The organism is Flavobacterium sp. DSP2-3-1 (assembly GCF_049896865.1).
In the GTDB taxonomy this organism is placed as follows: domain Bacteria; phylum Bacteroidota; class Bacteroidia; order Flavobacteriales; family Flavobacteriaceae; genus Flavobacterium.
Map to the genome: position 1 here is coordinate 204,440 of NZ_JAFCVD010000003.1, position 12,741 is coordinate 217,180.

Below are 12,741 nucleotides of genomic sequence, written 5' to 3' on the forward strand. Positions count from 1 at the left end.
TGTTATTTCCAGAAAATACAAATTTAAAAATCTTTAATTAAGAGATGAAAATATCTAAGTTTTTTCGGGTAGCTTAATAAAGGGATTGCGGCGACATCCTAAATTTTTTCTCTAAAAAATAAATGTAAAGCCTTACAATCGACACCAATGTAATTAATTTAAAAATTTATATGATTGATTTAAAGTTACTTATTTCTATTAAGTAGGAGATATTTTAAAGTAAGATAATAAACAGCAATAGACTCAATAATGGAAATTATAACCGATAAAAATTTAGTTTGCACCTGAGCAACTGTGTAATCACATACTTTTTGAAAAACACAGAATCCCTATTTTTTACTCTTTATAAAATTCACTATTTTTGCAGTATAAAATTTTAGTCATGTCAAACAAGAAATACAAAATAGCGGTCATTCAATTAAACCTTAATGATATTGCCGAAAACAACCTGATAAAATGTTTAAGTTGGGTTCGTGATGCCGCAAACCTTGGTGCCGAGGTGATTTCATTACCGGAATTATACAGCAGTCATTATTTTTGTCAAAGCGAAGATGTAGATAATTTTGCTTTGGCAGAACCATTGTACAGTACTTCGTTTATTGCTTTTAGCGCTTTGGCAAAAGAATTAGGCGTGGTTATTATTGTTCCCTTCTTCGAAAAAAGAATGGCAGGAATTTACCACAACAGTGCGTACATCATTGACACAGACGGTACAGAAGCAGGATTGTATCGCAAAATGCACATTCCAGATGACCCTCATTTTTATGAGAAATTTTATTTCACTCCAGGTGATTTAGGCTTTAAAACGATTCCAACTAAAAAAGGAAAGGTTGGAACGCTGATTTGTTGGGATCAATGGTATCCGGAAGCCGCTCGCTTAACTGCTTTACAAGGGGCAGAAGTGTTATTTTACCCTACAGCAATTGGCTGGCACCCAGGTGAAAAAGAGGAATATGGAGTAAACCAACATGGTGCTTGGATGAGTGTAATGAAAGGTCACGCCGTTGCAAATGGCGTTTATGTGGCAGCAGCAAACAGGATTGGTTTAGAACAATACTTGCCTGATACGGCGGGAATTCAGTTTTGGGGATCTTCGTTTATTGCGGGACCACAAGGCGAAATTTTGGCGCAAGCCTCACACGATAAAGAAGAAATTCTTATTGCCGAAGTAAATTTAGACTTACAAGAAAACGTGCGTCAGAACTGGCCCTTTTTTAGAGACAGAAGAATAGACGCTTTTGGTGATATTACAAAAAGAGCGATTGACTAAATCGTCTTTATATAATTAAAGAATCCCTGCTAAGAAATTATTTTTAGCAGGGATTCATATTTAAAAATAAACTTTTAAATCTAATTCAAATCAGGTTGAAATATTTTAACTACACCGTCCCCTTCACTACTCACCACCACTAAACTTCTTTTGGTTGGGCTTTTCGAAGCTGGAATAAAAAGCAATCCTTCTGGAGCATCTCCGGTTTTAAAAGTTTGCAAAAATTTTGGCGCGGCAGGATTGGTGACATCATACACCATAACAGCATCTACGCGCTCTAATCCAACAAAAAGTATTATTTTATCGCCCATTTTAGTCACAACAACGGATTCTGGCTCTACCGATTTATCATCACTTCGATTGTCATCGTAAATCCCTAATTCTTGGGCTTTTTTATCTAATTCGTTTTTACTGTCAAATACTATTTCTCCTGTATTTCCATTCCAAATAGAAAAAGATCGGGCCCCAAAAGACACTAATTCATCAAAATCACCATCTTCATCGATATCACCCATTTTGGTATTGATATTCAACCTTCCCATACTTGTCTCCAATTTTAATGCCGCAGCATTTGGAAATAGTATTGGATCCAGAATAACAGAAGAACTGCTGATTCTTTTTACATCTACAAAAGCCGAATATTCTCTTGCATCTCCTTCATTTGCAGTGACAAAATAAGGGATTTTATTGATTTCAAAATTACTAATAGCATCCGGTTGAAACATGCCTTTAACTTTCCAAGTATTTGCAAAGAAACCACCATCTTTATCGCTAATATCTACAGCATTTCCAGATAGATTGAAATCTTTAAAGCCTAATGGAAAAATATTAGTTATTTTTTTAGATGCTAAATCAATTTTTGCCACCCCGTTATTTTCTTGTAAGGTTACCCAAGCCGTTTTAGAATCAGAAGAAATCGTTACGTACTCTGGTTCAATATCAGCGGTAAAATTATTTGTTGGGCTTGCAACTCTGAATCCTTTTGTTTTCAGAACACCCAATTGGTTGCTCATACTTTCGAAATTTAAAGTCGTTACAGCATAATTATTATTTACCGCAATAATGGAAACAGAGCCGTCAGGATCTATAGAATATGTATCATTTGGTTCTCCTTCATTAGCAGTCATGATATAATTCCCGTCAGGAGAAAAAACAATCATATCCGGCAAAGCACCAACCATAATTTCTTTAATAACACTGTAATTAGTTGTATCAAAAACGATTACTTTTCCGATATTTTGCTTATTGGGTTTAGATTCTAACGCAACTGCTAACTTTCCATTATACGTTGCGACACTATTTGAAGTTCCATTAAAAGGTGTCAAATCGATACTTGTAACAAAAACAGGAATTGCTGGATTAGACAAATCAATAACGTCAATTCTATTTGTATTACTGTTATTAACTACAAACAATTTTTTAGACACATCATCATAAGCGCTTATTTCAGCGGCTCCTGATCCTCCAATAGTAATAGAACCAATCTCTTTGAAACTAGCTGTATTTTCATTTACAACGAGCGCAGGAGATTCCTCTTTATTAGCGTCATTTTCGCAACTTGACAATATCATCATTGCCGCTAGAAAAGTAATACCATGTTTTCTCATAATTGTATTTTTAATTTTTTCAAAAATAACGAGCTGAAACCGGACAAGAATTAACTCAATATTATATAATCATTACCAAAACTATTCTTATAAATTTATGAAATGCTCCTAAATGAATGGTTGCTAACTTTTTTAAAATCCTGCTTAATGCTTATATTTGCAGTCTTTATAATTAGAAACGCTGTATGACGACAAATAACAGAAGATTCCCTGCTGAATGGGAAAAACAACAAGGAATTTTACTTTGTTTTCCGCACAACGGCAAGGATTGGCCAGGAAAATATGAAGCGGTTCAATGGGCTTTTGTAGAATTCATTAAAAAAGTGGCTACTTTCGAACAAGTGTTTTTGGTAGTTGCGGATGAAAACCAAAAAGAAAAAGTCAATACGATGCTGGAAACAGCTCATGTTGAAGTAACAAATGTTTCGTACATCATTCATAAAACAAATAGAAGTTGGATGCGTGATTCGGGTCCAATTATTGTAAAAAAAGGAACTGAGAGAGAAGCTTTAAACTTTAATTTCAATGGCTGGGCTAAGTATAAAAACATTCAGCTGGACAAATTTGTTCCTGCGAAAGTGGGCGAATTTCTCCATATTCCTGTGACTCAAGTGATGTACAAAGGAAAACCGGTAATTGTTGAAGGTGGTGCGATTGACACTAATGGACGCGGTACTTTACTGACTTCAGAAGAATGCTTAATGCACCCCGATATTCAGGTTCGGAATCCAGATTTCACCAAAGCCGATTACGAAGCCGTTTTCAAAGAATACCTTGGAATTACAAATGTGATTTGGCTGGGCGACGGAATTGAAGGCGATGATACGCACGGACATATTGATGATTTATGCCGATTTGTCAACGAGGATACGATTGTTACCATTGTAGAAACAGATCCAACCGATAAGAACTACAAACCGTTACAAGAAAACTTAAAACGATTGCAAAACGCCAAACTGGAAAATGGAAAACCGCCCGTAATTGTGGTTTTACCAATGCCAAAACGTTTGGAATTTGACGGATTAAGATTGCCCGCCAGTTATGCTAATTTCCTGATTTTGAACAATTGTGTTCTGGTTCCTACTTTTAACGATAGTAATGACCGAAAAGCGCTGAATATCCTTTCAGAATGTTTTCCTGATAGAGAAATCATCGGAATTAGTGCAACTGATTTTATATGGGGTTTTGGAACGTTGCACTGCTTGAGTCAGCAAATTCCGGAATAGATTTAAAATAAAGAAAATAAAAAAGACTTGTAGATCTAATTGCTACAAGTCTTTTTTATTTTTAACAAACCAAAATACTATTTGTCTCTGGTAAACGGTATTTTTTGTCCTTCGGGAACAGTCATATCAAATCCGTTCAGATTGTCATCAAATTGAAATTTAAGTCCCGCTTGCTTCGATTCGAAACTATTTTTCCCTGTAGGTTCCACTGTGAAACTTGGATAATTCGGTATCAAAACATTTAACGCACCATTTTTTTCTGAAAAAGTAATTTTTAAAGGTGCCATTTTAGTAGAATATGTTCCTAAATAACCATCCAGAATTACATCTTTTTCAATCAAACCTGTAGCTGCTGTCCAAATGTTATTTCCTTCATTACTGTCTGGTAAAACATGATCCGGATCTAGCGTGATACTCTCAATTTCCTCCGTCGAATTATGTTTGAATGACCACGCTTTGTTTTTTTGCCACACTTCAACCGGTAATTTTACACGAGTTATTTTTCCGCTTTTCGATTTCACGTCTAAACTTACCGGCATTGCCATTTTTTCAAAATTTTCTATCGAAATTATAACGCCTTTCTTAGGATCGTTTTTTACATATTTTATCGAATTTATTCCTTGGTCTAAACGCCAATTGTATTGGAACCAACCTCTCCAAAACCAACTTAAATCTTCTCCTGCAACATTTTCAATTGTTCTGAAAAAATCGTCTGGTTGCGGATGTTTGTATGCCCAGCGCTCTACATAAGTTTTCAATGCTAAATCAAAACGTTCCGGTCCCAATACTTGTTCTCGCAAAATCACTAATCCCGAACTTGGTTTTGAATAAGCTAAAAGACCAATATTGCTTTCTTTCATATTATCCGGAGAACTCATTATGGTTTCAAGATTCGGACTTGTATATGCTTCAGCTCTTTGATGCATATCGGCGGGCTTGTCTTTATATTCGCCATTATTAAAATCTCTGGAGCTCAATGAATTAATAAAAGTATTGAACCCTTCATCCATCCAAGCAAACATTCTTTCATTTGACCCAACAATCATAGGAAACCAAATGTGTCCAAATTCATGATCTGTAACACCCCATAAATCAGCTCCTTTTGACTCCCAACTACAAAAAACAATTCCTGGATATTCCATTCCGCCTTCATTACCGGCAACGTTGGTAGCTGCAGGATATGGATATTCCAACCATCTTTTAGAATAATTCTCTATGGTAGCTTTCGTATATTCTGTTGAACGTCCCCATGCTGCTTCACCAGCACTTTCGATAGGATAAGCTGAGATTGCCAATGATTTTTTACCACTTGGCAAATTTATCTTTGCCGCGTCTAAAATAAATGCCGCGGACGAAGACCAAGAAAAATCTCGAGCATTTTTAATTTTATAATTCCATGTTTTAGTAGTTGCTGAAACCATTTTAGATGAATTTTCAACTTCTGCCGCAGTACGGATAAAAACTGTTTTATCACTTTGTTTCGCTTGTGCTAATCTGCTTTGCTCCACAGTAGAATAAACTGCTGTAGGATTTAACAATTCACCGGAAGCAACCACAATATGATTTGATGGCGCTGTAATACTGACATCAAAATCACCATATTCTAAATAAAATTCCGAAGCTCCCAAATACGGATTCGTATTCCAACCACGCACATCATCATACACACACATGCGTGGATACCATTGCGCGATGGTGAAAATCTTACCGTTTTTAGTTTCCAAAATTCCCATTCTATCCGAGCCTTCAAAAGGCGCGATAAAGGAAAAGTCGATTTTGATTTTAACAGAACCTCCTTTAGCATTTAATCCTTGCGGAAGAAAAACCTGCATTCTAGTATCCGTAATGACGTACTTAGCTTCTTTTTCAGTAGAAACTCCTTTTAAAGTAGTTATTACTTTCACCGATTTTATTTTATGACCGCCATCAAAAATTTGGCCTTGAGCCCCATTTCGGCTTCCTGTCATAGGTACAACTGCATTTCCACGAGAATCAGCTTTGAATAAATTTTGGTCTAAGTTCATCCAAACAAAAGCCATTTTATCCGGACTATTATTTGTGTAGGTTATAATTCCTGTTCCGGAAATTTCATTGCTTTTTTCGTCCAGTTTTGCCGTTAATTTATAATCGGCACTATTTTGCCAGTATTCAGCTCCGGGCTGGCCACTTGCAGATCGTGTACTTGTTCCATTATTGGAGTAAAAAAACGGAGCAAAAGCATCATGGTAATCGTACTTAGAAACAGCGCTACCAATTGTACTTGCTGGAGTTTGTTGCGCCCAAATGGACGTAACTCCCAATAATAAAGTCAAATGTAATATGACTCCGAAACGAATGTTTTTCATATTCTTGTATTTTATATCACAAATTAAGGAAAAAAAAGAGAATTTTAAGCTATTTGGAAAGAAATGATTCCATTTTAAATATATAAAATCAACCTTAAATTGAATTAGAATTAAAAATTATAAAATACATTTACCATAGAAAATCAATTTTTAAATCAAAGACGAACAATTTTGACAACCATAATAAAAAATTCAATTCTCACGGCTGAAATCAAACATTTTGGTGCCGAATTAATTTCCTTAAAAACAAATCTGAATAAACAATATATTTGGGAAGGAAATCCAGAATTTTGGGGCAAGCACTCTCCTGTTTTGTTTCCAATTGTTGGTACATTAAAAAATAATTCCTTTCATCATAATGAAATAGAATATCATTTATCGCGACACGGTTTTGCCAGAGACATGGAGTTTGAATTAATTGATGCAACCGAAAATAGCGCTACTTTCTCCCTACAATCCTCTGCAGAAACAGTAAAAGTGTATCCTTTTGAATTTGAATTACAAATCATTTACACATTACGAGAAAATAATTTATTTATAATCTATAAAGTAACAAATAAAGGAAAAACTGCGATGCCGTTTTCCATTGGAGCACATCCTGCTTTTACTTTGCCAAATCAATTTGAAAATTATGTTATTGTTTTTGAAAAAGAAGAATCTTTGGAATATTATCTTTTGGAGAATGATTTAATTTCAAATAAAACCAAGAAATTAGAAGTTCACGATAAAAAGATTCCTCTGAATTATGAATTATTTGAAGACGACGCATTAATTTTTAAAACAATCAAATCCAAATCGCTGACGATTTTAGAAAATGAAAATCCAATTTTAAGAGTACATTTTGAGGATTTTCCGAGTTTAGGAATTTGGACCAAAAAAAATGCTCCTTTTATTTGTGTTGAACCTTGGTTTGGTTATGCGGATACCACTGAAAATTCCGGAAATCTATTTGAAAAGGAAGGCATACAAATTTTAGAATCAAATGCAACTTTCCATTCAAAATTTAGTATCGAAATCCTTTAATCAAAAAAAGTAAATATGTTAACTATAAACTTCAGTCCATTTCCAAATTTAGAAACCGAACGCTTACTTTTAAGAAGAGTAGATTCTAATGATATAAAGGAGATTTTTGCATTGCGATCTAATCCCGAAACCATGAAATATATTCCAAGACCTTTAGTAAAAACGGATGAAGATGCCTTGGAACACATTGCTATGATTGACAGTAAAATAGATAGTAATGAAGGTATTAATTGGGCTATTACGCTGAAAGGTAACCCCAAACTTGTTGGAATTATTGGACACCACAGAATAAAATCGGAAAATTATCGCGCCGAGATTGGGTACATGTTATTGCCTGAATTTCATGGAAAAGGAATTGTTTCTGAAGCAGTAAAAGAAGCCGTAAACTATGGATTTACTGTTATGAAATTGCATTCGTTAGAGGCTGTAATTGACCCTGATAATCAAGCTTCTGCAAAAGTTTTAGAAAAAAACGGTTTTATTAAGGAAGCGCATTTAAAAGAAAATAAATTTTATGAAGGGCGATTTTTGGATACAGTAATTTATTCTACGTGGAATAGATAGTACTTGTGTTGTATGACTAAAATAATTTAGGGCGTTTAATTAATTTCAACAAGAAAATTTGAATTATTAATACTACATTTGTAATACTCAGAATTCGTATTTAATTGGTTTTAAGTGTTAAAAACTCTTTTTATGAAAAAATTATTTATTGTTTTTTTCCTGCTCTTCTCAATCTTACTGCAAGCGCAAACGTATGTAAAAGTTAATGCTTTTACTACATTGTTGACAATTCCAAACGTGGGTATTGAAACCAGTATCGGAAAAAAATCGACATTACACTTTGATGCTCTTGCCTCTTTTTGGAAATCAATAAACGGCAAACCCAGAGAATTTTATACTTTCACACCCGAATACAGATATCATTTTCAAGAAAAATACAATGGATTTTATGCAGGCGCGCACATTGGCGCGAGTATCTTTAATTTTCAAAAATGGAATTATTTAAATACTAATTTGTATGAAAAAGGAGTGGGTTATTTTATAGGCGCAACCATCGGTTACCAGGTTAAAATCAATGATAAATTCATGTTAGACTGTTTCTTAGGTGGCGGCTGGCATCAAGGATTTTACAAAGGTTATGATTTAACTACCGGAGAACGATACGACAAAGCAAAGAAATATAACAAAAGCGGCGAATGGTTCCCATATAGAGGTGGCGTAATGGTTTCTTACAAATTATAATCACCATTTATTTTGTAAATTTACTGACTGATTTTAAGTATAAATCTTCCACTTGTTTTCTTGCCCAATCGGTTTTTCGTAAAAAAGTTAGAGTGGATTTTACACTGGCATTGTCCGTAAAACATTTTATTTTAATCAGTTCTCCCAAAGTATCAAATCCATAATGAGCTACTAATTGTTCAACTATCGTTTGAAGTGTGATTCCGTGAAGCGGATCTTTCGATTTTAAATTTTCCATTTAGCAAATATATAAAATCGTGAAATACTAATTTTTTAAATTCATTCAAATGAAAAAAATTCTATTTATACTTGCACTATTATTTTTTAATATCAGTTTTGGACAACAAAGCACAACTACTTACTACTTCATTCGACATGCTGAAAAAGTCGATAATTCTCAAAATCCTGATCTATCTGAAAAAGGGTTGAAAAGAGCGGAACTTTGGAACAAAATATTCTCTGAGGTTGATTTTGACGAAATCTATTCGACTGATTATAAAAGAACTATACAAACCGCAAGTCCTACCGCTACAGCAAAAAAGATTCAAATAAAATTGTATAATCCTAAAACCCTAAACATTGAATCATTCAAAAAAGAAACTTTAGGAAAAAAAGTTTTAATCGTAGGACATAGCAATACCACACCTAAATTTGTCTATCAGATGATTAATCAAAAAATATATGCAGATATCGAGGATGGAACTTTTGGGAATCTTTATATGGTAACCGTAGTTGATAATATAATTTCTTATCAATTATTGAAATTAGAATAAAATACTGCTGAAGATGAAGTAAAAATAAAAAAAAGTCACTGTCGAATGATAGTGACTTTTTGTATAATCGTTAATTCCGACAGTTTTTTTAAAATTTCATTCCTAATCCCATTCCTAAAATCAATGGATTTATAGTTACTTCAGCAGGAATACTGAGTCCTGTTGCTAAATTTGAAGCATCAACAGTTACGTCGGTTTTTAGAAATAATTTTTTAGCATCAACATTGATAAAAAAAGTGTCGTTCAACATTAAATCAAAACCAACTTGGAAAGCATAAGCGACATTGTTTTTATAACTAACATTTTTAATTGTATTTCCATCCTCTACATTGTAAAAAATAGTATAGTTGACACCAGCACCAACATAAGGTTTAAATACTTTTTCTTCAAAAGGTGTAAAATGGTATTGCAATGTTAATGTTGGAGGCAATAACCAAACATTTCCTAAATCTATGTTGACATTAGTTGGTCCTCCAATAGCAGAAATATCGGAGCCGACAGTATTGACATCGTGCTTGGTAGTTCCCAAAATTAACTCGGCTGCAAAATGCTTTGTGAAAAAATAAGTAAAGTCCAGTTCCGGAACAAATGTGTTTGAAAGAGAGACATCACCTCCAATAATTCCGATTTTGGCGCTTTCATATGGTATAACCGCAATTCCCCTGATTCGAGCCTGCCATTTTTTAAAATCCTGAGTATTATTTTGTTCTTGGGCTTGTGCATTTAATGTCAAAAAAGACACCGCCATAAAGGCTAAGATAATTTTTTTCATTTTAACTTTAGTTTAAATTGTTAAACAAATGTATGTTTGAGCCTTTCATTTTTAACTGATATAAATCATAGTTTGAAAATTATTTACACTTATTTTAGGGCTTAGTACTAAATAAATTTTCAATTTTATTATACATTTGCAGTCTATGCTAAAAACAATAAATATATTCAATAAGAGAGCCAGATTCGACTATGAAATTATCGAAACATTTAATGCTGGAATTGTTTTGGCTGGTACCGAAATCAAATCCATTCGACTAGGAAAAGCAAACATAACAGAGAGTTTTTGTGAATTTAGCAATAATGAACTTTTTGCCATAAACACATATATCGAAGAATACACTTTTGGAAATCAATTCAACCACAAAGCCAGAAGCGAACGGAAATTACTTTTAAAGAAAAAGGAATTAAAAGGTTTGTTAAAAAGTGTTCAAGCCAAAGGATTAACAATAGTTCCTTTGAAATTGTTTACTAATGAAAAAGGATTGGCTAAACTACAAATAGGGCTTTGTAAAGGTAAAAAAACTTATGACAAGCGCGAATCTCTTAAAGAACAGGATACCAAACGCGATCTAGACCGAATCAAAAAATCATTTTAAATTAAAAGAAAATTGAAATGGTTTTTTTAGCTTTAAAAAATGACTTAATTTGTCAAGACAATTTAAAACATTTACTTTAAAATGAAAACATTACTTAAAAATGCAAGAGAACTGAAAGGGATTAAAACCAGAGAGGTGGCGCAACTTTTAGGAATTGATCAAGCCTTAATAAGTAAATTTGAAAGCGGGACCAGAAAACCAACAAGAGAACAGGTTGTAAAACTAGCATCATTATTGGAAATCGATTTAGAAACCATAATGGTCACATGGCTTAAAGAAAAAATTATTTATGAAATTGGTCATGACGAGTTTGCTTTAAAAGCATTGCTCGTGGCTGAAAAAGAGATTAGATATCAAAGTAAACCCGCAAAGAAAAAATTATCTAATACACTGCAGAAAGTATTAGACGAAGTAGATGCTTTGAAGACAAAACTAGATGGGTTTCGTCAATTTGACAGTTATCGCATTGCACAAGCTTTAGAGCTGGAATATACTTTTGAAAGTAACCGTATCGAGGGAAACACGATGACGCTTCGAGAAACTGATTTGGTTATCAATGAAGGTTTAACTATTTCCGGAAAAAGCATGCGAGAACATCTTGAAGTAATTAATCATCATGAAGCAATTGCATACATCAAAGATTTGATGCAAAGAAATACTTCCATAAATGAACGCGAAATGCTGTCTATTCATAATCTTATTTTGAGGGGAATTCATTTGGAAGATGCGGGTCGCTGCAGGAAGGTTCAGGTGATGACTCAAGGAAGCAGTCATGTGCCGTCACAACCTTTTCTGAATGCCAAAGAAATGGAAAACTTTTTTATTTGGTATGAAACCAATAAATTAATCCTTCATCCTCTAGTTTTGGCTGGCGAAATTCACGAACGATTAGTCACTATCCATTCATTTATTGATGGAAATGGCAGAACTTCCCGCTTGGTTATGAACTTGGTATTGTTACAACATGGCTATATTATCGCTAATATAAAAGGTGATTATGATAGTAGAACGCAATATTATCAGACATTAGAAACGGCTCAAACTAAAAACAATAAAGAAGATTTTTTATTGTTTATCGCTCAAATGGAAAAAGAAAGCTTAGAACGGTATTTAAATATTATCGGTCAGTAAAAAACACGTTTCGCTATTTAAGCGCGACGTGTTTTTTATTTAATTTTTATCTTCTAGTAAAGGAACGAATCGAAATTCTCCAAATTCATACTTTTCGAATTGAGTTTCATTTTTCCTGATTAGCAAAGTCATTATTTGCACCTCTTCGCCTAATGGAATAACGAGCCTTCCTCCTATTTTTAGCTGTGCCATCAGAGGTTGGGGAATAAATGGAGCGCCTGCCGTTACAATTATGCTATCAAAAGGAGCGTAACTTGGCAATCCTTTATAACCATCTCCAAAAGAAAGATGTTTGGGACGAATATTCAATTTTGGAAACAGAGCAGATGTTTTTTTGAACAACTCGTTTTGCCTTTCAACACTATATACTTTTGCTCCCATAGTACACAAAACAGCCGTTTGATATCCGGAGCCGGTTCCTATTTCTAAAATTTTATGTTCTTTTTTTACTTCTAATAATTGAGATTGAAAAGCTACAGTGTACGGTTGTGATATCGTTTGGCCAGCTCCGATAGGAAATGCTTTATCTTGATACGCAAAGTCTTCAAAACTGGAATTCAAAAATAAATGTCTTGGAATCTTTTTTATCGCATCCAAAACATTTTTATCTGTAATTCCTTTTTGCTCTAAAACGCTTACTAATTGATTTCGAAGTCCTTGATGCTTGGCTTTGTCTTGCAAAATTTACTGTTTTATTTTGGTAAAAATAGAAAACAATTTTTGAAATCAGATGTTGGATTTTAAAATTTAA

At 33.7% G+C, this 12,741-nt stretch carries 13 protein-coding genes; 8 read left to right on the top strand and 5 right to left on the bottom strand.

The window, feature by feature from the left end; translation table 11 throughout:
* The first annotated feature begins 382 nt into the window (after positions 1-382).
* On the top strand, positions 383-1,270 hold the full coding sequence (locus tag ACP7AT_RS04865) for a carbon-nitrogen hydrolase (RefSeq protein ID WP_426063222.1): 888 nt from the start codon (positions 383-385) through the stop codon (positions 1,268-1,270).
* 80 nt (positions 1,271-1,350) lie between these two features.
* Here ACP7AT_RS04865 and ACP7AT_RS04870 read toward each other — a convergent pair whose 3' ends face one another.
* Positions 1,351-2,877 carry a choice-of-anchor I family protein gene (locus ACP7AT_RS04870; protein WP_426063223.1) on the bottom strand — a complete coding sequence of 509 codons (1,527 nt, stop codon included), beginning with the start codon at positions 2,875-2,877 and terminating at the stop codon, positions 1,351-1,353.
* Positions 2,878-3,062: 185 nt separating this feature from the next.
* Between ACP7AT_RS04870 and ACP7AT_RS04875 the strand changes: the two genes are divergently transcribed.
* Positions 3,063-4,103, top strand: coding sequence for an agmatine deiminase family protein (locus tag ACP7AT_RS04875; protein ID WP_426063224.1), 1,041 nt, complete (start codon positions 3,063-3,065; stop codon positions 4,101-4,103).
* Positions 4,104-4,180: 77 nt separating this feature from the next.
* On the opposite strand, the gene ACP7AT_RS04880 is transcribed toward ACP7AT_RS04875, so the two are convergent.
* Entirely contained in the window at positions 4,181-6,448 is a 2,268-nt protein-coding gene (locus ACP7AT_RS04880; protein ID WP_426063225.1) for a M1 family metallopeptidase, read from the bottom strand.
* A gap of 171 nt (positions 6,449-6,619) precedes the next feature.
* Here ACP7AT_RS04880 and ACP7AT_RS04885 point away from each other — a divergent pair, with 171 nt between their 5' ends.
* The 3 genes from ACP7AT_RS04885 (at position 6,620) to ACP7AT_RS04895 (ending at position 8,716) form a co-directional block, all read left to right on the top strand.
* Entirely contained in the window at positions 6,620-7,471 is an 852-nt protein-coding gene (locus ACP7AT_RS04885) for an aldose 1-epimerase family protein (protein ID WP_426063226.1), read from the top strand.
* Positions 7,472-7,486: 15 nt separating this feature from the next.
* Positions 7,487-8,035, top strand: coding sequence for a GNAT family N-acetyltransferase (locus tag ACP7AT_RS04890; RefSeq protein WP_426063227.1), 549 nt, complete (start codon positions 7,487-7,489; stop codon positions 8,033-8,035).
* Between the two features lie 132 nt (positions 8,036-8,167).
* Positions 8,168-8,716, top strand: a complete 549-nt coding sequence (locus ACP7AT_RS04895; RefSeq protein ID WP_426063228.1) for a DUF3575 domain-containing protein — start codon at positions 8,168-8,170, stop codon at positions 8,714-8,716.
* A 7-nt stretch (positions 8,717-8,723) separates the two neighbouring features.
* Here the strand turns inward: ACP7AT_RS04895 and ACP7AT_RS04900 are convergent, their stop codons facing one another.
* Positions 8,724-8,954, bottom strand: a complete 231-nt coding sequence (locus ACP7AT_RS04900; protein ID WP_426063229.1) for a VF530 family DNA-binding protein — start codon at positions 8,952-8,954, stop codon at positions 8,724-8,726.
* A gap of 49 nt (positions 8,955-9,003) precedes the next feature.
* Here ACP7AT_RS04900 and ACP7AT_RS04905 point away from each other — a divergent pair, with 49 nt between their 5' ends.
* Positions 9,004-9,489 (top strand): phosphoglycerate mutase family protein, encoded by a 486-nt coding sequence (locus ACP7AT_RS04905; RefSeq protein WP_426063230.1) that lies wholly within the window; start codon positions 9,004-9,006, stop codon positions 9,487-9,489.
* Between the two features lie 88 nt (positions 9,490-9,577).
* Here ACP7AT_RS04905 and ACP7AT_RS04910 read toward each other — a convergent pair whose 3' ends face one another.
* The gene (locus ACP7AT_RS04910; protein ID WP_426063231.1) at positions 9,578-10,261 is read right to left on the bottom strand and encodes an OmpW/AlkL family protein; all 684 of its coding nucleotides are present in this window, start codon (positions 10,259-10,261) and stop codon (positions 9,578-9,580) included.
* A 145-nt stretch (positions 10,262-10,406) separates the two neighbouring features.
* On the opposite strand from ACP7AT_RS04910, the gene smpB reads away from it, so the two are divergent.
* Complete coding sequence (gene smpB / locus ACP7AT_RS04915) at positions 10,407-10,859, top strand: SsrA-binding protein SmpB (protein ID WP_091204586.1); 453 nt, start codon at positions 10,407-10,409, stop codon at positions 10,857-10,859.
* 81 nt (positions 10,860-10,940) lie between these two features.
* On the top strand, positions 10,941-11,990 hold the full coding sequence (locus ACP7AT_RS04920; protein WP_426063232.1) for a Fic family protein: 1,050 nt from the start codon (positions 10,941-10,943) through the stop codon (positions 11,988-11,990).
* Between the two features lie 39 nt (positions 11,991-12,029).
* Here the strand turns inward: ACP7AT_RS04920 and ACP7AT_RS04925 are convergent, their stop codons facing one another.
* Positions 12,030-12,671, bottom strand: coding sequence for a protein-L-isoaspartate(D-aspartate) O-methyltransferase (locus tag ACP7AT_RS04925; RefSeq protein WP_426063233.1), 642 nt, complete (start codon positions 12,669-12,671; stop codon positions 12,030-12,032).
* Positions 12,672-12,741 lie beyond the last annotated feature (70 nt).